At 72.6% G+C, this 23,025-nt stretch carries 20 protein-coding genes, 1 tRNA gene and 1 pseudogene; 10 read left to right on the top strand and 12 right to left on the bottom strand.

Features of this window, described 5'->3' with window-relative positions; translation table 11 throughout:
* Window positions 1–4: 4 nt before the first annotated feature.
* Window positions 5–853, bottom strand: coding sequence for a MurR/RpiR family transcriptional regulator (locus Aau02nite_RS32665; protein ID WP_212992456.1), 849 nt, complete (start codon window positions 851–853; stop codon window positions 5–7).
* Between the two features lie 102 nt (window positions 854–955).
* On the opposite strand from Aau02nite_RS32665, the gene Aau02nite_RS32660 reads away from it, so the two are divergent.
* Both Aau02nite_RS32660 and Aau02nite_RS32655 read left to right on the top strand, forming a co-directional pair.
* A complete protein-coding gene (locus tag Aau02nite_RS32660) occupies window positions 956–2,380 on the top strand; it encodes a sensor histidine kinase (RefSeq protein WP_246595611.1) in 1,425 nt (474 codons plus the stop codon).
* A gap of 7 nt (window positions 2,381–2,387) precedes the next feature.
* Window positions 2,388–3,071 carry a response regulator gene (locus Aau02nite_RS32655; RefSeq protein WP_212992454.1) on the top strand — a complete coding sequence of 228 codons (684 nt, stop codon included), beginning with the start codon at window positions 2,388–2,390 and terminating at the stop codon, window positions 3,069–3,071.
* A 36-nt stretch (window positions 3,072–3,107) separates the two neighbouring features.
* Here Aau02nite_RS32655 and Aau02nite_RS46820 read toward each other — a convergent pair.
* Window positions 3,108–3,512 (bottom strand): annotated as a pseudogene (locus Aau02nite_RS46820) (phosphatase PAP2 family protein); the annotation flags it as partial.
* 419 nt (window positions 3,513–3,931) lie between these two features.
* Between Aau02nite_RS46820 and Aau02nite_RS32645 the strand changes: the two are divergent.
* The gene (locus Aau02nite_RS32645; RefSeq protein ID WP_212992453.1) at window positions 3,932–4,231 is read left to right on the top strand and encodes a hypothetical protein; all 300 of its coding nucleotides are present in this window, start codon (window positions 3,932–3,934) and stop codon (window positions 4,229–4,231) included.
* 3 nt (window positions 4,232–4,234) lie between these two features.
* On the opposite strand, the gene Aau02nite_RS32640 is transcribed toward Aau02nite_RS32645, so the two are convergent.
* Entirely contained in the window at window positions 4,235–5,656 is a 1,422-nt protein-coding gene (locus Aau02nite_RS32640) for a WGR domain-containing protein (RefSeq protein ID WP_212992452.1), read from the bottom strand.
* A 124-nt stretch (window positions 5,657–5,780) separates the two neighbouring features.
* The gene (locus Aau02nite_RS32635; RefSeq protein WP_212992451.1) at window positions 5,781–7,193 is read right to left on the bottom strand and encodes an aminotransferase-like domain-containing protein; all 1,413 of its coding nucleotides are present in this window, start codon (window positions 7,191–7,193) and stop codon (window positions 5,781–5,783) included.
* Between the two features lie 34 nt (window positions 7,194–7,227).
* On the opposite strand from Aau02nite_RS32635, the gene Aau02nite_RS32630 reads away from it, so the two are divergent.
* The 3 genes from Aau02nite_RS32630 to Aau02nite_RS32620 are packed head-to-tail and all read left to right on the top strand — an operon-like array spanning window position 7,228 to window position 9,905.
* The gene (locus Aau02nite_RS32630; protein WP_246595610.1) at window positions 7,228–8,100 is read left to right on the top strand and encodes a DMT family transporter; all 873 of its coding nucleotides are present in this window, start codon (window positions 7,228–7,230) and stop codon (window positions 8,098–8,100) included.
* Window positions 8,101–8,119: 19 nt separating this feature from the next.
* A complete protein-coding gene (locus Aau02nite_RS32625) occupies window positions 8,120–8,923 on the top strand; it encodes an MOSC domain-containing protein (RefSeq protein WP_212992449.1) in 804 nt (267 codons plus the stop codon).
* Between the two features lie 43 nt (window positions 8,924–8,966).
* Window positions 8,967–9,905: an expansin EXLX1 family cellulose-binding protein gene (locus Aau02nite_RS32620; protein ID WP_212992448.1), complete on the top strand. Its 939-nt coding sequence runs from the start codon at window positions 8,967–8,969 to the stop codon at window positions 9,903–9,905.
* On the opposite strand, the gene Aau02nite_RS32615 is transcribed toward Aau02nite_RS32620, so the two are convergent.
* Window positions 9,839–10,420: a GNAT family N-acetyltransferase gene (locus Aau02nite_RS32615; protein ID WP_212992447.1), complete on the bottom strand. Its 582-nt coding sequence runs from the start codon at window positions 10,418–10,420 to the stop codon at window positions 9,839–9,841. The two genes, Aau02nite_RS32620 and Aau02nite_RS32615, sit on opposite strands and share 67 nt — an antisense overlap.
* A 295-nt stretch (window positions 10,421–10,715) precedes the next feature.
* Here Aau02nite_RS32615 and Aau02nite_RS32610 point away from each other — a divergent pair, with 295 nt between their 5' ends.
* Window positions 10,716–10,994, top strand: a complete 279-nt coding sequence (locus tag Aau02nite_RS32610) for a type II toxin-antitoxin system Phd/YefM family antitoxin (RefSeq protein ID WP_212992446.1) — start codon at window positions 10,716–10,718, stop codon at window positions 10,992–10,994.
* Entirely contained in the window at window positions 10,991–11,401 is a 411-nt protein-coding gene (locus tag Aau02nite_RS32605; RefSeq protein WP_212992445.1) for a type II toxin-antitoxin system VapC family toxin, read from the top strand. The genes Aau02nite_RS32610 and Aau02nite_RS32605 overlap by 4 nt, the downstream gene beginning before the upstream one ends.
* A gap of 288 nt (window positions 11,402–11,689) precedes the next feature.
* Here Aau02nite_RS32605 and Aau02nite_RS32600 read toward each other — a convergent pair.
* The 7 genes from Aau02nite_RS32600 to Aau02nite_RS32570 form a co-directional block, all read right to left on the bottom strand.
* Window positions 11,690–11,764 (bottom strand) — tRNA-Leu (locus Aau02nite_RS32600).
* Between the two features lie 149 nt (window positions 11,765–11,913).
* Window positions 11,914–13,566, bottom strand: a complete 1,653-nt coding sequence (locus tag Aau02nite_RS32595; RefSeq protein ID WP_212992444.1) for a methyl-accepting chemotaxis protein — start codon at window positions 13,564–13,566, stop codon at window positions 11,914–11,916.
* Window positions 13,567–13,648: 82 nt separating this feature from the next.
* The gene (gene bcp / locus Aau02nite_RS32590) at window positions 13,649–14,119 is read right to left on the bottom strand and encodes a thioredoxin-dependent thiol peroxidase (RefSeq protein WP_212992443.1); all 471 of its coding nucleotides are present in this window, start codon (window positions 14,117–14,119) and stop codon (window positions 13,649–13,651) included.
* Complete coding sequence (locus tag Aau02nite_RS32585) at window positions 14,112–15,098, bottom strand: hypothetical protein (protein ID WP_246595609.1); 987 nt, start codon at window positions 15,096–15,098, stop codon at window positions 14,112–14,114. Before Aau02nite_RS32585 ends, bcp begins: the two co-directional genes overlap by 8 nt.
* A complete protein-coding gene (locus Aau02nite_RS32580; protein ID WP_212992442.1) occupies window positions 15,095–15,838 on the bottom strand; it encodes a DsbA family protein in 744 nt (247 codons plus the stop codon). The genes Aau02nite_RS32585 and Aau02nite_RS32580 overlap by 4 nt, the downstream gene beginning before the upstream one ends.
* Entirely contained in the window at window positions 15,835–16,326 is a 492-nt protein-coding gene (locus Aau02nite_RS32575; RefSeq protein ID WP_212992542.1) for a MauE/DoxX family redox-associated membrane protein, read from the bottom strand. Before Aau02nite_RS32575 ends, Aau02nite_RS32580 begins: the two co-directional genes overlap by 4 nt.
* 92 nt (window positions 16,327–16,418) lie before the next feature.
* Entirely contained in the window at window positions 16,419–16,958 is a 540-nt protein-coding gene (locus Aau02nite_RS32570; RefSeq protein ID WP_212992441.1) for a sigma-70 family RNA polymerase sigma factor, read from the bottom strand.
* Window positions 16,959–17,267: 309 nt separating this feature from the next.
* On the opposite strand from Aau02nite_RS32570, the gene Aau02nite_RS32565 reads away from it, so the two are divergent.
* Together Aau02nite_RS32565 and Aau02nite_RS32560 are read left to right on the top strand one after the other, a co-directional pair.
* Entirely contained in the window at window positions 17,268–18,899 is a 1,632-nt protein-coding gene (locus Aau02nite_RS32565; protein WP_212992440.1) for a copper resistance CopC/CopD family protein, read from the top strand.
* Window positions 18,900–19,043: 144 nt separating this feature from the next.
* On the top strand, window positions 19,044–23,025 hold a 3,982-nt coding region (locus tag Aau02nite_RS32560; protein ID WP_212992439.1), incomplete at its 3' end, for a hypothetical protein.

Below are 23,025 nucleotides of genomic sequence, written 5' to 3'. Positions count from 1 at the left end.
TCCTTCACGCTTCGAAGATGTGGCGGCGGGAGGCGGTCGCCTCGAACTCCTCCAGGCGGCGCTGGGCCTGCTCGGGCGCGGCGTCGCACATCGCCTGCAGCAGCACCATCGCCATCGCCATCGGCCCGGTGTGCAGGTCGAAGACCAGCTGGGTGCCGACCGGGGCGGGCAGCACCACGTCGGCGTGCGCGGCGGCCGGGCTCACCGCCGAGTCGGTGAGCGCGACGACGGCCAGGCCGGCGGCACCGGCCTCGCGGATCACCTCCAGGGTCTCCCGCGGATAGCGCGGCAGCACAATTGCCAGCATCGCGGTCGCGCCGGCCGCGCGGGCCTGATCGAGGCGATCCAGCAGCAGCGTGCCGCCGTCGTCGAGCACCCGGACGTCCGGATGCACCTTGGCGGCGAAGTACCCGAAGTACGCCGCCAGCGGCCCCGCGGCGCGCAGCCCCAGCACCGGCAGCGGACGGCTGGCGGCCAGCAGTCCCGCGCCCTGCCGGACCGCGTCGAGGCTGCTCAACTGGTCGGCCATGCGTTCCAGATGCTGCGTCTCGGCCCGCAGGGCGCGCTGCACGGGGTTGTCCCCGCTGTCGGCCGGCGTGGTGCCGACCCCGACCAGGGCGCGCAGCTCACGCCGCAGGGCGGGATAGCCGGCGTAGCCCAGCGCCATGGCGAACCGGGTGACCGACGGCTGGCTCACCCCGGCGAGCTCGGCGACCTCGGCGGCGGAAAGATAGGCCGCGGACGGCGCATGCTGGACGAGGCTGTGCGCGATCCGCCGCTGCGTCGGCGTGAGCCGGGCGCCCTGGAAGAGATCCACCACCCGCTCAGCCGTCCTGGCCGCTCCGTCATTCACCCCAGCAGACTATGCATGAAAACTTTCAGCGCGCTAGTCCTGTCGCCGATATTGGTCTTTCGGCAGTGTCGAGCGGCCGGCGATGTCCGTACCGTCGCCTCCGTGAAGCCACGACCGGCCGGGCCCCGGCGCGCTCCTGATCCGGGAAGCCTGCTCACCGTGGCCGCGGCACTGCTGGCCGCGCTGAGCGTGGCGAACCTGTGGTGGGCCGTCCCCGCCGCGGTCGCCGCGTTCCTGGCGGGACGGCGACCGGGACGGACCCGTACGACGGTGCTCGCTCTGGTCGCCCTGCTCTCGGCCGGTGTGCTGCTGCTGTCCCTGGTGCCGGCCTGGCTGCCCTGGGGGAGCCGGTTCGTGGCGGTCGTGGTGCTCGCCACGATGCTTCCCTGGTTCGCGGGCCGGTTCTGGCGGCAGTATCAGGAACTCGCCCGGGCCGGCTGGGAACGGGCCGCGCAGTTGCAGCGTGAGCAACTGCTGGTCGCCGACCAGGCCCGGCTGCGCGAGCGGGCCCGCATCGCGATGGACATGCATGACGTGCTCGGTCACGACCTCAGCCTGATCGCGCTGTCGGCCGGCGCTCTGAAGCTGGCGCCCGGGCTCGAAGAGCAGCACCGTCAGGCCGCGGGAGACATCAGAGCCAGAGCGGCGGCTGCGGTGGAGCGTCTCGGCGAGGTGATCGGTGTCCTGCGTGAGGAGAGCGAAGACGCACCGACCCGGCCGGCCGGGCCCGGTATCGCCGAGCTGACCGCTGAGGCGTCCGCGTCCGGGCTCGCGGTCGAGCTGCACATCGACGGCGAGGCGGACGGTCTCTCCGCGAGGGCCGCACGGGCTGCTCAGCGTGTGGTGCAGGAGGCGCTGACCAACGTGGCCAAGCACGCGCCCGGCGCGAAAGCGACCGTCCGCGTGACACATACGCCGTCAGCGACCACGGTGGTGGTCGAGAACGGCCCGCCGTCGATCACGACGGCTGTCCGCCCGCCGGGCGGAGGCCGGGGCCTCATCGGCCTCGCCGAACGGGTGCGGCTGGCCGGCGGCTCTTTCCGGTACGGCCCGGGCAACGGGGGCTTCGAGGTCGTCGCCACGATCCCCCACGCCCCGCCCTCGCAGCTGCCCGCGCCCGTCACCGCCGCGTCCCCGGCCCAGGGCGGTGAACTGCGGCCGGAACACCGGCAGGCTCGGCACCGGGTCGGCCGGGTCCTGGCGGCCGCCGTCATGGTGCCCCTGGTGACCGGAGCACTGCTGAGCGGGGCGCTCATGGAGTGGGAGATGCTGTCGGCGTCGCGATCGGTCCTGGATCCGGGCGATTATGCGCGCCTGCGCGTGGGGCAGGATCGTTCCGAGGTGGCGCGCTTCCTGCCGGACCGGCAGACGAATCACCGGCCGCTGACCGCTGAGCCGACAGGAGACGACATCCGTTGCGAGTACTACGCGATGACGGCCGACCGGTTCGACGACCGGTCCGGCGACGCCTACCGGCTCTGTTTCCGGCAGGACACGCTGGTGTCCCTCGACCCGCTCACCCCGTGAGCGTTCGATGATCCGGGTGCTGATCGCCGACGACGAGCCGATGATCCGCGCCGGGGTGCGCGCCGTGCTGGCCACGGATCCGGACATCGCCGTCGTCGCCGAGGCCGGCAACGGGCACGACGCCGTGGAACTGGCTCGTCGCCACCGTCCCGCAGTGGCCGTCCTCGACATCCGGATGCCCGGGATCAGCGGCATCGAGGCGGCGGCGGAGATCCGCAGCGCAGTGCCGGCCACCAGCGTCATCATCCTGACGACCTTCGGCGAGGACGACTACATCCTGCAGGCCCTCGGCGGTGGTGCGACCGGCTTCCTGATCAAGTCGGGCGAGCCCGAGGAACTCATCGCCGGGGTTCGTGCGGTGGCCGAGGGCGCTGCGTACCTGTCACCGAAGGTCGCCGCCAGAGTCGTCGCGCACCTCGCCGCGACGGGCGCGGGAGTCCTGGCCGGCCGGCGCTCGGCCGCCCGGGACCGGGTCGACGCGCTCACCGCCCGGGAACGCGAGGTACTGGCCCTCCTCGGCAGCGGGCTGTCCAACGGCCAGATCGCCCGGCGACTGCATGTGGTGGAGGGAACGGTGAAGGCCCACGTGAGTTCCATCCTGGGACGCCTGGGCGTGGACAACCGGGCGGCCGCCGCGGTCATGGCGCACGAGGCCGGAATCGTTCCTCCGCCGGAGCCCCTCCAGGCGTGACACCGTACGCCGGGCAAGCGGCATGAAGACGAGCAGCACCGCCACCACCATGGCGCCGCCGAGCACGGCCCCGGCCAGCACATCGTGCGGGTAATGCACTCCTACCAGGACACGCAACAGCGCCGCCGCTCCGGCCAGCGGCAGCGTGGCCACAGCCAGTCGTGGCCACAGCACGGCCAGGCCGACAGCCGATCCGGCAGCCAAGGTGGCGTGGTTGCTCGGGAACGACCAGTCCCCGGCGCCGGGGCATTCGGCGATCACGCCGGCCGCCGCGCGCAGCGCCCGGCACGGCCGTTCCTCGTCGACCACTAGCTTGACCCCTTCACTGACGGCATAGGCCGCCACGGTGCCGACCCCGACCAGTACGGCTCCGGCTATTCCGCGGGCGTCGTGGCGACGGATCGCGATCCACCACCTCCACACCAGCAGCACCCCGAGCATGACCAGAGTGCTCTCGCCGGCCACCTCCAGGACCGGGCCCAGCCACGACGGTGCGTCCGCCACCATTGCGGTCGATGACCGATACCCGGACGCCGAAATTCCGCTCGTCACCGCGACCGCTCCGGCCTCGCCCAGCCCGCCCGGGGAAAGCCAGGCGATCACCCCCGCCGCAACACTCAGGATCCCCACTGCGGCCGACAACCGTTTTCGTTCCATGGACGGAACGTAGAAGTGGAGACGTCCGGAAACCCGAGCCGAACGGCAGCCTGCGAACGTGACGATGGTCAGGGTTGACATCCATGAAGGGTTCGAATGTTCACCATTGCCGAACGAGACCACCTGCTAGCCCGCCTGCTGGAACAGGCGGACCGGGACGACGCCGTCGTCGGTGCCGCTTTCACACGGTCTTCGGCCGGCCCGTGACCCTGGCGCCGTTCCCCGGGCCCGACCCCGACACGCTGACCGGTCTGGTCTGGCATCACGCCTGGATCTGCCTGCGCCTCGGCCACCCGGCCGCCTACGCCAAGGGCGCCCACCTGTTGCCCGCGGAAGTGACCGATCCCTTGCAAGCCACCCTGGTGCGGGACCTGACGAAGCGAGAACTGCAACGCGCGCTCATCGCCGCCATCACCGTGGCCGGCGAAGAACTGCGGCGGACGGACACCCCGGCAGCCGCTCGCCTCGTCCCGATGCTGTCCGGCCTCACGTCCGCCGGCTGAGCCTCAGACCAGGCGTCGGATCTCCCCGTACGCCCGGTAGAAGCCGCCGCGGCTAGCCTCGCGGATCCCCGTCACCACATAGCGGCTGCCGTGCTCGCGGATGCCCTTGGGGAACTGGACCTGCCAGTCACGGTGGTAGCCCGACGACACCACGCGGATGCGCAGCCGGCCGCCCTCGTCGACACACTCGACCACCACGCCACCGGCCACGTCGTGGACGATCTCCACCGTCGTCGACGGGACGACAGCGGGCATGCGTGGCGGTGCCTTCACGTCGACCACCTGCGGGACGCTGCCGCCGACGGCCGACCGGATCGCCTCCTCGCTGGCGTCGATGCAGGCCAGGGAGCCGTCGGTGGTCACGATGTAGAGGCGCTCGTCGCGGTACTGCATCGAGTACGCCGAACCGCAGCCCGTGCCCAGCTTCCACAGCCTGGTCCCGGCGGCGTCGAAGCAGTAGATGGATGAAGCGCTGTCACCGGCGAAGACGTAACGACCGTCGGCAGCCGTGGCGCACGAGTACACCGCCGCGTCACAGCGGTACGTCTGCCGGGCCGACCCGTCCTTGCCCAGCTCGACCACCTGCCGGGTGGCGGTGCCCGCATAGAGCGTGTCGCGCTCCTGCCAGCCGAACAGCACCGCGCCGGTCGGGGTGTGCCAGAGCTCGCGGCCGGTGCGCCAGTCGTAGCTGGTCACCCCGCCCGAATGGCCGTGGTGCACCGCCATCGGATCGCACCGCACCATCCAGGCCGACGAGCCGCGGCCGGGCCGCTGCCAGAGGAACTCGTCCTCGTGGTCGATCGCCGAGATGCCGCCGCCGGCGTCGGAGACACCCAGGACACCGTCGTGGATGTCCAGCCAGTAGATGTCGATCTCCGGGGCGATCCGGTACGCCAGGCGGGGCACCTTGCCGGACAGGTCGTAGACGTTGCCGTCGTCGCAGCCCGCGTAGATCCAGCCGTCGTCGGCGACGATGCACTTCACGCCCTCGGGCAGCCGGAACTGGCTCAGGACCTCGGCATCGTGGCTGAGCGTGGTGATCAGGCCGCTCTCGTTGCCGACCATGCACACGTCGTCGTCCACGAAGATGCCGAACGCCGGACTGTGCGAGGCGTAGCGCCACAGCACCGGCGCCCGGCTGGCGGTGGACCGGCTGCTGACGATCTGCCGCCGGGAGACGGCCCGCTTGGCCCGACCGCCGGGAACCGCGGGGGCGTACCCCTTGCGGACCTTCTCGCCGATCTTCTTGGCCGCCTCGGCCTTGGCCTTGTCCCGGCTGGTGAACGACGACTGCCGCACCTGGCCGCGCTCGCCGATGCGCCCGAAGCGGATCGTCAGGTCGGCGTCGTCGACGGTGACCTCGTAGAACTTGTGGGCGCTGCCGCTGTCTTCGGAAAGCTCGAGATACGTCGTCTCGGCAGGCATGAGGGCCACCTCTCGGCGTGCGGGTGCGGGGGTACGGAGCCACGCCCCGTACGTCGATGCGAGAGACCGTAGCGACCGGGTCCGACACTTTTCCCGACCGTCGACTTCGGACTCCCGACCCGGGTCAGGAGAGCTGAACGTTCAGCGCCCGGCCGAGAATGCGTGCCCCCTCGTCGAAAGCGGCCGGGTTGGGCCCCGCGTAGTTCAGCCGCACGAACGGGCCGGTGGGTTCCGCGGGGAACCACTCGGTGCCGGGGGCGATGATCAGCCCGGCGGCCTCGCAGTCGGTCGCCAGCCGCGCGAGGTCCGTACCGTCGGGCAGGCGTAACCACAGGTTCAGCCCGCCGGCCGGCACGTGGTCCAGATTCGCCTGGGGAACGTGCTCGCGGACGGCCGCCACCAGCTGGTCACGGCGGGCGCCCAGGTGGTGGCGCAGGCCCCGCAGGTGGGTCTGCCAGGCCGGTTGCGCCACGATGTCGAGCGCCGCGGCCTGCAGCAGGCTGCTGACGTACATCGACTCGGCGCCCCGGTCGGCCAGGATGCGGTCGCGGGCCGGGCCCCGGGCGATGACCGCGGCGACCCGTACGGCCGGCGACACGCTCTTGGTCAGCGAGCGCAGATAGACCACGTGCCCGCCGTCGTCGCGGGCGGCCACCGGGGCCGGGTCGCCGGTGATGGCGAAGTCGTGCGCCCAGTCGTCCTCGACCAGGAACGCGCCGTGCCCGCGTACCACCTCCAGCACCTCGTCGTGCCGCGCCGCCGGCCACTGCGCGCCGGTGGGGTTGGCGTAGTTGGGCTGCGCGTAGAAGAGGCGGGCCGAGGTCTCGGCGAAGGCCCGCGCGAGATCGCCGGGGTCGGGCCCGGCCGGGCCGCTGGGCACGGGCACGACCCGTACGCCGGCCTGCTGCGCCGCGACGATGGCCCCCCAGTACGTCGGCGACTCCATCAGCAGCGGCTGCCCGGTCCCCGCCAGGGCGCGGAACACCGAGCTGAGCCCCGCCTGGCTGCCGGGGAGCACGATCACGTCGCTGGGCACCGGCGGGGTCACACCGGCCGGGGTCGCCGCGGCGAGCTCCCGGGCGAACCACGACTGCAGCTCCGGCCGGCCGGCGACCGGAGGCCGGGAGACGGCGGCGTCGGATCGTGCCGCCCGGGTCAGCGCCGCCCGCACCAGGCGTTCCGGCAGCAGCTCGCGGTCGGGGTAGCCGGAGTGCAGGGCGATGACGTCGTGCGGGGTGCTGCGCAGCGCGGTGGGGATCGCCGGGATCCGGGCCCGGGGCGAGCCGAGCGCGGCGGTCTGCCAGCCGTAGTCGGCCGGCCGGGCGGTCCGTACCGCCCGGACGAACGTGCCGGCGCCCGGCCGGCTCTCGATGAGCCCCTGGTCGAGCAGGGTGCGCAGGGCGCGCTGCACCGTCACCGGCCCGGCCTGGTGCCGGGCCACCAGCGCCCGGGTGGAGGGCAGTCGGGCGCCGGGCGCCGCCGTGGCGATCCACTTCCGCAGGTCGTCGGCGATCCGCGCACTGCTACTGTCATTCATGACACCGCATGGTAGCGCTACCGCAGTTCTCCGCTTGCCGCTATCGGGTCTCGGCTGGGGCCTGCTCGGCGTGGTGGCCTTCTCGTTCACCGTCCCGTTCACCCGGGTGGCCGTCGGTGGGCTGTCCCCACTGTTCATCGGGGCCGGGCGCGCGGTGGTGGCGGCGGCCCTGGCGGCGGTTGCGCTGATCGTCACCCGCCAGCGCCTGCCGCGTGGCCCGCAGTGGCGACGGCTGGCCGTGGTCGGCGCCGGCGTGGTGGTGGGCTTCCCCCTGCTGAGCTCGTACGCCCTGACCACCGCCCCGGCCGGCCACGGCGCTGTGGTCATCGCCCTCCTGCCGGCCGCTACCGCCGCGCTGGCCGTCATCCGCGGCCACGAACGTCCGCCGCGCGCCTTCTGGATCGCCGCCGGCCTCGGCGCGGTCGCCGCGCTCGGCTTCGCCTCCGCGCAGGGCGGGGACCTGGGCCGGCTGCACTGGAGCGACCTGCTGCTGTTCGGCGCGGTGGTTTCCGCTGCCATCGGGTACGCCGAGGGCGGCCTGCTCGCCCGCGAACTCGGCGCCTGGCAGACCGTGTCCTGGGCCCTCGTGGTGTGCGCACCGCCGATGCTCGCCCTGGCCCTGATCTCCGTCGCACGGCAGGACCCGCAGGCCGCACCGGTGCAGTGGGCGGCGTTCGCGTACCTGGCCGTGGTCAGCATGTTCCTCGGGTTCTTCGCCTGGTACCACGGGCTGGCCGTCGGACCGATGGCCCAGGTGAGCCAGGTCCAGCTGGTCCAGCCCGTGCTGAGCATCGCCTGGGCCGGCCTGCTGCTGGGCGAACACCTCTCCGCGGCCACGATCGTCGGCGGTCTCGTCGTGGTGCTCTGCGCGGCGGGTGCGGTCCGCGTCCGCCTCGGTGGCCGCTGACGACGCCTACGCTGGGCGGATGCGGATCAGCTCGCTGCACACGTACCCCGTCAAGGGTTGTCACCGCCTCGACCACGACGCGGCGCGAGTGGAACCGTGGGGTCTCGCCGGCGACCGCCGCTGGATGATCGTCGACCCCGACGGGGTCGGCATCACCCAGCGCCAGGCCCCCGTGCTCACCGGGCTGCACGCCGTCCCGCGCCCCGGCGGCCTGGTGCTCAACGGCTTCGACGTCGCCGAACCCGAGGACGGCCCGAAGGAGACCCTGCGCGTCTTCAGCGCCAAGCCACCGCTGACCGCCCGGCTCGCGCCCGCCGCCACCGCCTTCGTCTCCGACTTCCTCGGCCGCCCGGCCCGGCTCGCCTGGCTGGCCGACACCAGCGTGCGCCCGATCGCCACCCACGCCCAGCCCGGCGACCGGGTCAGCTTCGCCGACGGCTACCCGCTGCTGCTCACCAGCACCGCCTCCCTCGACGCCGTCAACGACTGGCTGCTCGAAGCCGGCGACGAACCCGTGCCGATGACCCGCTTCCGGCCCAACGTCGTCATCACCGGCGCCCCGGCCTGGGCCGAGGACGACTGGCTCGGCCACCGCATCCGGCTCGGCGGCACCACCTTCCGCGCCGCCAAGTCCTGCAGCCGCTGCGTAGTCACCACCGTCGATCAGGAGACCGGTGAGGTGGGCCGGCAACCGCTGCGCGCCCTCGGCCGGCACCGCCGCTACGACGCCGGACTGCTCTTCGGCATCAACCTGATCCCGGACATCGCACCAGGTGAGACCGAAGTCATCCGGGTGGGGGAGTCTTCCTTAGCTCTGTCTTAGGAGAGTTGCCCGCGGGTGCCGCAGCCGCGAAGGATGCGTCAACGTGACTGCTCACCGCCTCCTCGCCCCCCGCTGGCTCGCCACCGGCGGCGCCGTGCTGCTCGCCGGCGTCCTCGGCGTCGCCCTGCTGCTGCAGCACAGCGACCCCGCGTGCGCGGCGCCGCCGAGCAGTGCCGAACACTCCGGCAAGGCGACGTTCTACGACCTCGCCGGCACCCAGGGCAACTGCTCGACCAGAACCCCGGCCGACGACCTGTACGTGGCGCTGGGCAAGGGCGAATACTCGGGGGCCGCGGCGTGCGGCAGCTACCTCGACGTCACCGGCCCCAAGGGCAAGGTCCGCGTCAAGGTCTTCGACTCGTGCCCCGAATGCCCGGTCGGCCACCTCGACCTGAGCCGCACCGCGTTCAAGAAGATCGGCAAGGAGATCGACGGCATCATCCCGATCACCTACAAGACCGTGCCGAACGCCCCGGCGCCCGGCCCGCTCAGCATCACCTTCGTCGAAGGCACCTCGCAGTACTACTGGGCGATCAGCATCGACAACCACTCCAACGCCATCAGGTCCGTGTCGGCCAAGGGCCCGGGCGGCAGCTTCAAAGCCGCGGCGCAAGAGGACTACAACGTCTGGATCATCGACGGCCGGATGGGCAACGGCCCGTTCCAGGTCAAGATGACCGACGTCTACGGCAAGACCATCACGGCGAAGAACATCAAACTGCTCCCGCAGAAGAAGCAGACCACATCGGTACGCTTCGCCAACGGCACCAGCGCCAACACGGAAGCCGCCCCGAAGCCGGCCAAGAAGAAGGCGTCGCCGTCCCCGAAGCCGAAGAAGGCGTCGCCGTCCCCGAGCATCTCGACGTCGTCCGCGGCGCCGGCCCCGGTGCTGGAATCAACGGAAGCCGCGCCCGATCAGGCCGGCGACGACGTGGCGCTGGCCGCGGCGGACCCGGCCGTGAAAGCGGCATCCTGCGGCTGACGCAGATCCAGCCACATGAACAGCTCGTCCCGGTCGTCCCCGGGGGCGATACGCAACGCACCCGGGACACGGCCGACCTCGCGGTAACCGAGCCGGCGGTAGAAACCGTCCAGCCCGTGCCCGTCCCGGACGGTGACCTGAAGGCCGGCGAGGCCGAGCTCCGACGCGACGACGGCGGCCTCCCGCATGAGGGCGGCGCCGTAGCCGCGGCCCTGGCTGCCGGGCCGGACCATGACCCGTTTGAGGACGCGCCAGTGCGCCTTGAGCGGGAACCGGTTGTCGGCGATGAAGAGCACGGCGACGAGACGGCCGTCGTCGACGCCGATGAGCAGCCGGTCGACGCCCTCGGCCACGCCGGCCAGGGCCTTCTCGGCAACCGGCCGCACGTCATCCGGGATGACGGGAGCAACGAAACCGACGGCCCCGCCGGCATTGGTGACATCGGTCCAGAGCGCGACGATGTCCGCGCGGAGGGCGTCGGTCAACGGCGGATCAAGCACGAACGACAGCGGCATCCGCTCATCGTGCCGAACCAGCCGCCGGCGTAGCTCGCGCGCGACGACTGAAGTGACGTGCGCCCCATGAGCGCTACGGGCAGCCCACGTCTACGCCGTCGAGATCAACGAGATCACCATCGTCTCCTGCCGGTACTACTACGAATGAGCCTCCGTATGGAGCAACCCCAGCGCCCTTTCTGACGGTTGCACCGATGACAGTGAACCAAGCCATGGCGGATGCGGCCGTCAGGAGCCACGCGCACCGACACTCGAAGCCTTGGCGATGTAGAACATAGTGTTCTACGATTGCCGCATGGAGCGCATCGGTGTCCGAGAGTTGAACCAGAACACCAGTCAAGTGCTGGCCCGAGTCAGCGGCGGTGAAACCCTCGAAATCACGGACCGAGGGCATCCAGTCGCCCGGCTCGTGCCGGTGGGCGAGGACCGATCCGCCCTCGCAAAACTGGTAGCCGCAGGACGGGCACTTCCCCCTGTCGGTGGCGGTCCGGTTCCTCTGCCACCGAAGTTCGGTGACGATGACATCGACGTCGCCGCGACACTCGCCGAGATGCGCGATGAGGAGCGCTGGTGATCTATCTCGACTCCGCCGCCGTCGTCAAACTCGTCCGCCAGGAGGCACACAGCGCCGAACTCGTCGCCTGGCTCAACGCCCACAGCGATGCACCCCTCGTCTCATCGGCTCTCGTGGAGGTCGAAGTGCCCAGGGCGTTGCGCCGGTCAGCCCCACAGGCACTGGTCGGCGTGCCGGCCGCAGTCGGGCGGCTGTTCCGGCTGGAGATCGACAACACGATCCGCGCGACAGCGGCCGCCTTCACCGAACCGACACTGCGCAGCCTCGACGCCATCCATCTCGCCACCGCACACGTCCTGACCAACGAGTCCGGGTCGGAGTTGCTGGCCTTCGTCACCTACGACCGGCGACTACTCGACAGCGCCAGGGCAGCAGGGTTACCCACGGCGAGTCCCGGCCAGGAGTGAACCATCTCCCGGCGGCCAGCAGACGGCCTTCTCCCCTGCTTCGCGGCCTCACTCGCGAGCGCGACGGCCGGCCGGAACAGCCCTGCTCGACCTCGCGCGTCACCGCCTCGCCGTAGTGGCTCCACCACCACCGGCGCACCGAGAACCTTGGTGCCGAACGGCACCGTCAGGTTGTTCTCGATCATGGTGAAAAGCTCACTGAGCTGCTCATGCTCGTCGTAGCAATCCACGACCGCCTCAACCGACGACAGCGAACCACCGTGCTGTGGTTCGCTGTCGAGATCAACGTGGGGCCGACGGGACTCGAACCCGCACTGTCATGGACCTAAACCATGCGCCTGCTGCCAATTGGGCTACGGCCCCTCAGGACGCGTTGACGTCCACGGTCATTGTGACCGACGCCCCGGCGAGCTGTTAAGCGGCCCCGGGCCGCGTCCCGTCGCGCGGCACGGCGGCCGCCTTGCGGATCGAGCCGCATGACGGCCGCCGTGGGATGGCGGTCCCCGCAGGGATCAGTAGCGGAACATCGCCAGGCTCTGCTGCAGGTCGTGGGCCACCCGGGCGAGTTCGTCCGCTGCTGCGGCCGTGTTCGCCGCCGCGCTCGTCGTTTCTGCCGCTGCTTCGGCGACCTCGGCCACGTTCGAGGAGATCTCGGTGGAGCCCGCGGCGACCTCGCCCACGTTGCGGCCCATCTCGTTGGTCGTCGCGGTCTGTTCCTCGACCGCGGCCGCGATCGCGGTCTGGGTCGCGTTGATCTGGTCGATGACCGCGCCGATCTCGGCGATCGCGGCGACGGCCGCGGCGGAGTCGGTCTGGATCGCGTCGACGCGGGTGCGGATGTCCTCGGTGGCCCGGGCGGTCTCCTGGGCCAGTTCCTTGACCTCGCCGGCCACGACCGCGAAGCCCTTGCCCATCTCGCCGGCGCGGGCCGCCTCGATGGTCGCGTTCAGGGCCAGCAGGTTGGTCTGGGCCGCGATCCCGGTGATGATCTTGATGACCGAGACGATCTCCGCCGAGGACTCGCCCAGCTTGTTCAGGATCGCGCCGGCCTCGCCGGAGATCCGGACCGCCCGGCCGGCCACGTCGGCCGCGCTGGAGGTGCTGCGGGCGATCTCGGTGATCGAGCTGCCGATCTCGTCGGCACCGGCGGAGACCGTCGCGATGTTGGCGCTGATCTCCTCGGACGCCGTGGAGACCGCGTGGGCGCGCCCGGCCGAACGGGCCGCGGAGGCGTTCATCCGGCTGGCCACACCGGTGAGGTCCTCGGAGGAGGAGGCCAGGGTGGTGACGTTGGTGCCGATGTCGCGCAGCGCCGCGGTGAGCCGGTCCAGGGCGGTGTTGAGCGCCTCGCCCATCCGGCCGACCTCGTCGCGGCCCCTGACCTCGAGGCGCTGGTCCAGCCGGCCCTCGGCGAGCGCTTCGAGGACCTTGACCGTCTGGCCGAGCGGGCGGGCGATGGCCCGGCTGACCACGACGGCGATGACGGCGGCGAAGGCCATCGCGCCGGCGATGAGCGCCAGGATCAGGATGCGGGCCATGGTGGCGGTGCTGCGGGCGTCCGCCATCTGCTGCTGGGCGGCTTTGTCCTCGATACCCGCCAGGTTGTTCAGCGCCACGGTGATCTTGCTGGTGAGCGGGTCGATGTAGTTGTTCTGCACGCCCAGGTAGGTGCCCAGGCTGTTGGCCGTCGCGGCCGGGACCAGCTGCTGGTCGCGGATCTTGCGGTACTCGGCCAGGCCGGCGGCGAACGCGGCGCGGTCGGCCTCGGTGCTCTCGGCCGGGTTCGCGGTGTACGCCGCCCAGGTCGTGTCGATGTCGCTGTCGAGCCGTTCGATCGCCATCCGCACGTTGCTGACGTCGGCCAGCGGCGAGCGCAGGATCAGCTTGGCCGACAGGGACGTGGCCTGCTGGACGTCGGCGCGGACCTCGCCGAGCCGGGCGATGGCCTGCACGTTCTCCTGGTACATGGTCTCGAGACGGTTGTTCGAGGCGTACAGCTGGGCCAGGCCGGTCAGCCCGACCGCGATGACGAGCAGGCTGAGCACCCCGAAGGAGGCGAACAGTTTCTGCGACACCCGCAGGTTCCGCAGCAGACCGCCGCCCTGGCCCTTCTCGCCGGAGGAGGACCGGGTGCGGGGGCGGCGGGGCTTGGCGGCGAGCGGCATCAGCGGTCTCCGGAGGGGATGGACAACAGGTGCCGCTCTAATCGGCACTGGCCCTCAGCATCCGCGAAGTTTGCCGCAACAGTCAGTCGATACCGAGATCCCGGCGCAGCTTGGCGACGTGCCCGGTGGCCTTGACGTTGTAGAAGGCGTGCTCGATGGCACCGTCGGGGTCGATGACGAACGTCGAGCGGATCACGCCGGTCACCGTCTTGCCGTACATCTGCTTCTCGCCGAACGCGCCGTACGCGGTCAGCACGCTCTTGTCCTGGTCGCTGACCAGCGGGAACGTGATCGCGTCGCGCTCGCGGAACTTGGCCAGCTTGGCCGGGACGTCGGGGGAGATGCCGACGACCTCGTAGCCGGCCGCCTGCAACGAGCCCAGCGAGTCGCGGAAGTCGCAGGCCTGCTTGGTGCAGCCGGGGGTCATCGCGGCCGGGTACACGTACAGGATGACCTTGCGGCCGCGGAGGTCCTTCAGCGTCAGGGTGTCGCCGTTGTCGGTGGGCAGGGTGAACTCGGGGGCGGGGTCTCCCGGGGCGAGGCGCTCAGTCATGGACCGAAGATAGCGGGGCTGCCCGCAGCCGCAGCACACCCGTCGCCGCCATGGCCACGCCGGCCCCGATCGCGACCAGCACGGCGGCCCGGGCGAGCCACGACGGGCCGGGGAACGGGACGACCGCCTGGGCCAGGACGCCCGCGTCGGCGAGGCCGCCGAAGACCGTCAGGAGCGCGCCGGCCAGGGCGAGCAGGAACGGCGTACGGCCGCGCAGGGTCAGCACGCCCGCGGCCACCGCCAGCACCGCCGCCACGATCGCCGGGGACTGTCCGCCGGCGCCGAGGCTCATCCGCGTCACCGCGTACCCCAGGGTGATCGTGCCCGCGGCCAGCGCGACCGGTCCCAGCAGCCGGGCGCGCCGCCGGCCCAGGGCGGTCAGCCCGGCACCCAGCGCGAGCGCGCCCACCCACCACAGCCAGGCGGGCGGTGGCGGCTCCCAGGTCACGGTGCCGCGGACGTCGAGCGTGCGCACACCGTCGCGCAGCGGGACGACCCACTCGAGCACCTGGTGACTGCGGGAGGGGTCGGCCTGCGCCTGCGGCGGCAGCCCGTCGTCGAGCCAGCGGATGCGCTGGTCGTGCCAGCGCGCGGTGGTGCCGGTGGAGACGCGGCGCCACTGCGGGGCCGCGGTGGGGGAGGCGCCGGCGGGCACCGGGGTGTCGCCGTCGAGGGTCTGGTTCGTGTACGTGGCCGGCGAGTTCACGTTCTCGTACGTGCCGTCGGGCCGCACCTCCAGATAGGGCTCGCCCTGGTAGCCGAGCACCTCGATGGTCCGGCCCGTCCCGTTGACCAGCTCCAGCCGCGCGCCGGCCTCGACGACCCGGACGGTCAGCCCGGGCTGCGCGGAGCTGAGCCCGGTGACCTCCGTGCGGTACGCGGTCGCGTCCGGGCCCTCACCGCCGTGCGCGGAGGCCGGGCCGGCCGGCACGAGCAACGCACCGGCCAGCACGGCGAGGAACAGGGTGGTACGCCTCACGCGCCGGCCGCTCCCACCGCGGCCATCAGGGCTTGCGGCGTGGGCGACTCCAGAGCCTTGCCGCCGACCAGGACGGTCGGCGTGCTGTTGACTCCGCGGGCGGCCGCGGTGTCGGTCACCTTGGTCGCCCATGCCTTGTACGTGCCGTTGTTGACGGCGTCGGCGAACGCGGCGTCGGTGAGGCCGACCGACCTGCCCAGCTCGATGAGCTTGGCGTCGTCGAGGCCGGCGCCGCCCTCTTCGGGCTGGTTGGCGAAGAGCGCCTTGTGGTACTCGGCGAACTTGCCGCCCTGCGCCGCGGCGGCTGCGGCGGCGGCCGAGCGGGTCGAATACTCGGTGCTGGAGGCGCGGTCCAGGATCGCGATCGGGTGGTACTGCACGGTCACCTTGTTCGCGGCGACGAGCTGGTCGATGGTGCTCGCCGCGCCGGTCTCGAACTGGCCGCAGGCGGGACAGATGAAATCCTCGTAGATGTCGATCTTCACCGGGCCGGTGCCGACCGCGAAGGCCGTACCCTCGTCGACCGCCACGCTCGGCGTGGTCAGGCCCGCGGTCTTGTCGCTCTCCTGGTTCGCCGCCACGCCCCAGCCGATCAGGCCGACCACGACCAGCAGGACCACGACGCCGAGGCTGGTCCAGAGGGTGACCCGGCGTCGGCGTTCCTTCGCCAACTGCTCCTGCACGACCCGCTTGGCCCTGGCCCGGTCTCGGTTGGCCCGGTCTCGGTTGTTGCCGCTCACTGTTCCCCCATCAGGACACCATCGATCGAGTAGCGGGTCCGCGGTCGCCACAGCAGGATCCCGGCGAGCAGGAGGAAGCCGGCGTCGCGGAGGAGATCCCACGCGTACTGCGGGCTCTGCCCCGCGCCCAGTTCCCCGCCCGTGCTGAAGCAGCCGCAGTCGATCTGCAGGCCGCGCGCCCAGGCGGAGATGATGCCGGCGATGAAGATCACCAGCAGGCCGGCGGAGATGCCGGCGCTGAGCCGTACCGCGAGCCCGGCCAGCAGCAGCAGGCCGAGGGCGATCTCCAGGAACGGCTGGGCCGCCCCGATGACCTTCGCCACGTCGTACGGGAAGAGCCGGTAGGCGTTCACCGCCCGGCCGGACGCGGCCAGGTCACCGACCTTGAGCCCGCCGGCGACCAGCCACACCGCGGCCAGCCCCAGACGCGCCGCCGTGGAGACCCACAGCCAGCCGATCCTCGTGCGGGCGGACTGCCCCGTCTCCATGCTCACGCCCCCTTAGTCGGCGCGGGCCGCCGCCTGGTTCCGTTCTACCGCCTGGGGGTTTGCTGAGGGATGGGTCTTAAGTCCCTGAATGGTCAGCTTGCCTGGGCGGCCGCGACCGCCGCGACCAGCTCCTCGCGGGCCCGGGCGACCCGGGACCGGATGGTGCCCACCGGGACCTCCTCGACCTCCGCGGCCTCGGCGTAGGACATGCCCAGCACCTGGGTCAGCACGAACGCCGTGCGACGCTCGTCACCCAGCCGGCTCAACAGGTCGGCGGCCCCGAGCCGGTGCGCGGGATCGCTCTGGCGGGGCACGTCCGTCCACGCCTGCGCGGCGAGCCGGGCGTCGAGCCGGCGCCGGCGCACCACGGCGCGCAGGTGGTCGGCGCAGGTGCGCCGGGCGATGCCGAGCAGCCAGGTGCGGACCATGGCGCGGCCCTCGAAAGCCGGCAGCGCCTTGAAGGCGCGCAGGTAGGTCTCCTGGGTGAGATCGTCGGCGGCGCCGGGATCCACCAGCGCGGCGGTGAACCGCCACACCTCCGCCTGGGTGCCGCGCACCAGCGCGGCCTGGGCGTCCGCGTCGCCCGTCCCGGCGGCGAGGGCGAGGGCGGTGAGGGGGTCGGCCGCTGTCACAACCGGAGATGGTACGCCGGAGAAAAATGTCAGAGGTTCCGGGAACTATCGATACCGTGCCGACGACAACCTCCTGTCCTCACGTTTCCGCCCGCCGCGGGCCTGTGCCGCGACCTTGGTGCGGGGGCCGCCGAGCCATCGGGGAGCATTGCCCGCATGACCGTTGACCGACCCGGCGCATCCGACCCACTCCGGCGACCCTGCGCAGCTGTCGGCGGGCCCCTGCGCCGGACCGCCGTTCCGGCTGCCTTTTCCGCCGGCTCTTCTGCCCGGCGGGGGTCGGCGGTCCGGGCCGGACGGGGTCGGCGAATGCTCGCGGCGGCGGCCGGGCTGCTGGTCGGGCTGTTCTGCGTGCTGCTCGGACCGGTGACGCCGGCCAGCGCGCACGCCGCGCTGGTGGCCAGCGACCCGTCGAACGGCACGATCGTGCCGGACGCGCCCAACAAGGTCACGCTCACCTTCAGCGAGTCCGTCCAGCTGGTCTCCGGCAAGATCCAGGTGATCGCCCCGGACGGCAGCCGCGCCGACCAGGGCGAGCCGCAGGCCGCGGCGGGCACGGTCACCGTGCCGCTGCGTTCGGGCGTCGGCCGGGGCACGTATCTGGTGAGCTACCGGGTGGTCTCGGCGGACAGCCACCCCGTCGCGGGCAGCCTGACCTTCTCGGTCGGCGCGGCCTCCACCCCGCCCAGCGAGTCCGCCGGCACGGAGTCGGTCGACCCGGTGGTGCGGGCCCTGATCCCGGTCGGGAAATACCTGGGGTACGCCGGCCTGGTGCTGCTCATCGGCCCGGTGCTGGTGCTCGCCCTGCTCTGGCCGCACCGGCTGTCCCGGCGCGGCGCGTCCCGGCTGGTGTGGACCGGTGTCGGCCTGGTCCTCGGCAGCACGGTGCTGGCGCTGTGGCTGCAAGCGCCGTACACGACGGGCACCGGGCTGTTCGGGGTCTCCGGGGACGACCTGCAGGACGTGCTGGGCAGCACGTTCGGCGCGGTGATGCTGGTCCGGCTCGGAGTCATCGTGGCGGCCGGTTTCCTGCTGCGCCCGCTGCTGCGCGGCGAGGGCGGCGAGTCCAAGGCCGACCTGGCCCTGCTCGGCGTGCTGGGCGTGGCCGCGCTGGCCACCTGGCCGCTGACCGGGCACCCGGCGGCGTCCCCGGTGGCGGGCGTCTCCGTGGTGGTCGACGCGATCCACCTCGCCGCCGTGTCGGTCTGGCTCGGCGGGCTGGTCATGCTGGTCGGCTTCCTGCTGCGCCGGGCCAACGAGCGGGAGCTGGGCGCGATCCTGCCGATCTGGTCCCGCTGGGCGGCGACCGCGGTGGCCGCGCTGATCATCGCGGGCTCGGTGCAGGCGCTGATCGAGGTCGCCTCGTTCAAGGGCCTCTACGCCAGCACGTACGGGCAGCTGATCCTGGTCAAGATCGGACTGGCGGCGGTGGTGATCGCCATGGCGGCGGTCTCCCGGCGGCTGGTCCGCAGCCGGGCCGCCGAGACCGGGCCGGGTCCGCTGCGCCGGATCGTGCTGGCCGAGCTGGCGGTCACCGCGGTCGTGCTGGGCGTGACAGCGGCGCTGGTGCAGATCCCGCCGCCGCGGACGGCCAGCGCGGCGGAGAGCGGCGCGACGTCGACGACCATCTCGCAGACGATCACCGACAAGTCGGTGTCGCTGCAGGTGGACGTGTTCCCGGCCACCGTGGGCAACAATTCCCTGCACTTGTACGCGTACACGCCGGACAACAAGCCGCTGCCGGTCGTCGAGTGGACGGCCACCGCGGCGCTGCCGGCCAAGGGGATCGAGCCGATCGAGGTGCCGCTGCTGCGGATCACCGACTTCCACGCGATCGGGGACATCGCGCTGCCGGCGGCGGGGGAGTGGACGTTCAAGTTCACCGTACGCACCAGCGACATCGACCAGTCCACCCTGACGATGACCGCCAAGATCTCCTGATACCCGCTCTTCCCGATGGCCCGGTCCGCACCCGCGGACCGGGCCATTGTCATACGTCTCGGGGCCTAAGTAACTGTTTATCCAATTTGGTGTTATTTCGGTCTGTATGGTCTGCGCAGTACCACCGAGAAGGGGGAGATCGAGATGCGGGTGTTCCGCACGATCCTCGGCATGCTGTTGCTGACAGCCGGACTTCCGACACTGCTGGTGGGGTCCGCATTCTGGGCCGCCATGCAGCACCGGGACCCGGGCGGCGCCTTCACCGGCGACATGCAGCGAGTGGCCACATCCGGGTACGCCCTGGTCGTCGACGACTTCGACGGGCTGCTCCGCGAGGACGCCCCGTTCGTCCGCCTCGGCGACACCCGCCTGCGCCTCACCGCGGAGTCCAGCGGCGCACCGGCGTTCCTGGGCATCGCCCCGGCCGCGGACGTGAGCCGCTACCTGGCCGACGTCCCGCACATCGCGGTCTCCTCGATCGACCTGGGCACCGGCGCGCTGCCGGTGACCGGCAAGCTGCGCCCGGGCACCATCGCCCCGGAACAGCTGCCGGGCCGGCAGGCCTTCTGGCTGAAGGCGGGCACGGGCACGCTCGACTGGCACCCGGACGAACTGCGCGACACCCGGTACAGCCTGGTGATCATGAACCCGGCGGCGCAGCCCGGCGTACGCCTGGAGAGCTCGGCGAGCATCCTGCCGGGCTGGCTCAACCAGGCCACCTGGGCCCTGCTGATCCTGGGCAGCCTGCTGGTGATGATCGGCATGATCGTCCTGGGCTGGCCGTCGAGGCGCCGCGAGGTCGTCTACGTGGTCGAACCGAGCCAGGTCCCGGACCTGATGCAGGCGATCGGCGCCCCGCTGCCCCTGAGCCGTACGGGCGGAGGCCGGCACGCGGGCACCCACCGCCCCCGAACCCTGGCGGACTCCCAGCCCCGGTCCCGCCCGCCGCTGTCCTGGCCACCGTCGTCCTCGTCCTCGACGCCGCCGTCCGGCCGCGGCTCGGCGATCCCGATGCCGGCCACCCCGGTGTCGGGCGCCACGACAATGACCTCACCAGCCCCGGCCCAGGTGGGCGCCTCTGCCGGCGGCTCCCCGGTCCCCGGTTCCCGGACCGGTGCGACGCTCGAGGCCGAGCCGGCCCCCGGCGAGCCCCTGGACCTCATCCCGAACCGTCCGGCGCCGGGTTCGGTGACGGACCCGTCACCGCTGAACGACCCGCTGTTCGGCAAGGGAGCCGACCGCCAGGGCCGCCGCCGCCCGCCGCCGCCGCAGCCGCAACCGACCAACCTCCCGATCTTCGAGGCGTCGGCGGTGGGCGCCTGGGTGGCGGAAACGGCAGCCGCCCGGGCCCGGGAAACCGAGGTCCGCGCGGCGGCGGCGATCAACGCCGCTCGCAAGCCGACGGCTACGTCGGAGAGCTTGAACACGCCGCAGGCTGGTCCCAACCCGGCCACGCCTGACGGGGGCGACGTCGCGTCCTCGTCCTCGGCCTCCCCGTCCTCCTCGTCCGAGGGCGAAGCCACCCGGGTGTCCCCGCCGACGACGGCTGCGGCCGACGCCAAGGGCGGTGCGACGTCTCAGGCGGCTGCGGCCAGCAGCGCCGCGATGCGAGCTACCGCTGCCGGTGCTGCGGCTGTCCGCCCGGCTGCGGTCGGTTCGGAAGGGTCTGCGGCGAAGGCGGCCGTCGGCTCATCCGAAGCCGCTGCGTCCCAGGCGGCTGCCGGTTCTGCCACGGCCGCCGGGTCCAGCACGGTTGGCGGGTCCTCCTCCGCTGCCGGGCCGCAGACGGCCGCGGGTTCTTCTCCCGCTGCCGGACCGCAAACGGCCGTGGGTTCTTCCTCGGCTGCCGCGTCCCAGGCGACCGCCGGTCCTGCCACGACCGCCGCGTCCAAGGTGGTTGGCGTTTCGTCTTCGGCTGCCGTGCCCCAGAGGGCTGCCGGATCTTCCTCGGCTGCCGTGTCCCCGGCGGCTGCCGGATCTTCCTCGGTTGTCGCGCCTGGAGTGGGTAGTGGTTCGGCCCCGGCTGCCGCGTCTCAGGCGGCCGGCGCTTCGTCCGCAGTTTCGGCAGCCAAGCCAGTTGTCGGTTCGACTGGAAGAGCAGAGGGCAGGACGGCCGACTCCGCTGAGGCGGTCGTGTCCAAGGCAGGTGCCGGCGCCGCTGACGTGGCCGCGTCCAAGAGGGCCGCTAGCTCTGCTGAAGTGGCTGCCCCTCCTGCGGGTGCGAGCTCACCTGCAGCGGGTGCCGCCGGCTCCGCTGCCGGCCCGAAGGGAGCCGTCGCAAACGCGGCTGCCGCCGAAGGTGGTGCGTCTCGCGAGTCCGGTGCTGCGGGGACGGGCGCCGGCCCCGATGCGGTCGGTCCGGCTAAGGCCATGCGACCGGCGGACGCCACGCCCCGCAATGCCCTGTTCGGTGGGTCGTCGTCGCCGGGATGGGCGGCGACCGGCCTGACCCGCGCGGACTCCGGCCGGGTCGGCCTGACCAGGAACCAGCCGAAGAGCGGCGACCAGGCAGCCACCACTCCCCGCCGCCCCGAGGACAAGCCGGCCCCCGGCCAGCCGACGAACCGTCCGGCCCAGCCCGCAGCGCCATCGGCCACCCCGGCCGGCGGTTCAGCCGCGGCAACAGCTCCGGGCTCCACCACCAACCCGGCGAGCCCGGCCGCGAAGGGATCGGCTCCCGACAAGGTCCGCCCGGCCACGGCGGCACCCACATCGCAGCCGAACCCCGCCCGGCAGGCCCAGACCCCGGTGACGCCGCGTCCCGCTGTCCCCGCCTCGACGGCGAAGCAGAACGAGCGTGCGGCCTCGGGCCTCAGGCCCGGCCAGCCGGGCGGCCCGGCGGCACCGGCCAAACCTGAGCACGGCCGGCCTGGCAGCCTTGCGGCATCGGCCCAGGCCCAGCCGGGGCTGACTGGCGGCTTGGCGGCACCGGGCAAGGCTGAGCAGGGCCCGGCGGGCGGTCTGGTAGCACCGGGCAGCGCCGAACAGGGCCAGCCAGGCGTCCTGGCGAGATCGGCCGAGGTCGAGCAGGGCCAGGCTGGCAACCTGGCGGCAGCGGGCAAGGCCGAGCCGGGCCAGGCCGGAAGCCTGGCGGCAGCGGGCAAGGTCCAGCCGGGCCAGGCCGGTAGCCCGGCGGCATCGGCCAGGGCCGAGCAGGGCCAGGCTGGCAGCCCGGCGGCAGCGGGCAAGGCCGAGCAGGGGCAGTCTGGCGGCACGGCGGGATCGGTCAAGGCCGAGCCGGGCCAGCTCCGGAGTGCGGCGCCGTCGGCGAAGGCCACTCCACCGGAGTCCGCAGCTACGGCAGCCAAGCCGATCCGGCCGCAGGCTCCGGCAGCGCGCCCGGTCACCCAGCCCGGAACCCAGGCTCCGGCCCAGCCCGCGGCCTCGAGTGCCAATCCGGCCACGCCGGGCGGTTCGACGACTACCCCGACGCAGCCGACCGGCTCGGCTCGGGCGTCGTCGGTCACCACGCCGCAGCCGCACCACGTTGCCCCTGCCGCATCCGGCGGACCGGCCGGGCGGACGAGCCCGGGATCTCAGCCGGCCGCCGCGCAGGCGCAGACGCAGCCGGGCCCCCGGGACACCGCGCCGACCCCGACCCGGCCGACACCGACAGATCCCAACCCGGTCCCGCCGACCAGCCCCACGACCCCGCGCCCGTCGGTTCCCGGTCCGTCACGGCCGGCCGACCCGGACCGCGAGCCGGTGCCGTCCAGTTCGGGCGTCAGCAACCCGACGGTCCGTCCCTCGACCGGGCCGGCCACGCAGCCGACCTCGGCCAGCGCGACCACGGACCCGCAGGCGGCAGCCGGTCGCACCCCGCCGCCTTGGCCCGCCGCGAGGCGCAGTGCGCCGAGCAGCCCGAGCCCTCGTGCAGAGTCACCGTCAGCACAGGCGACTCGGGCCGAGCCGACGCACGCAAAGGCCGGACAGGCAGAGCCGACGCAGGCGGAGACAAAGCGAGCGGAGCCGACGGGGATCGTGAAGTCCGACCCGCGGATCACCGAGCAGCGCACCCGCCCGGGCGCCACGCAGGCGCAGCCGAGCGCCGACGTCCGCCCGGCGGGCGCTGGCCCGGCTGACGCTTACTCGGGCGGGGCGCGCACGGCTGACGTCAGCCCGGCCG

The organism is Actinoplanes auranticolor (genome assembly GCF_018332655.1).
GTDB lineage: Bacteria > Actinomycetota > Actinomycetes > Mycobacteriales > Micromonosporaceae > Actinoplanes > Actinoplanes auranticolor.
This window is presented reverse-complemented; position numbering and strand designations above follow the sequence as displayed.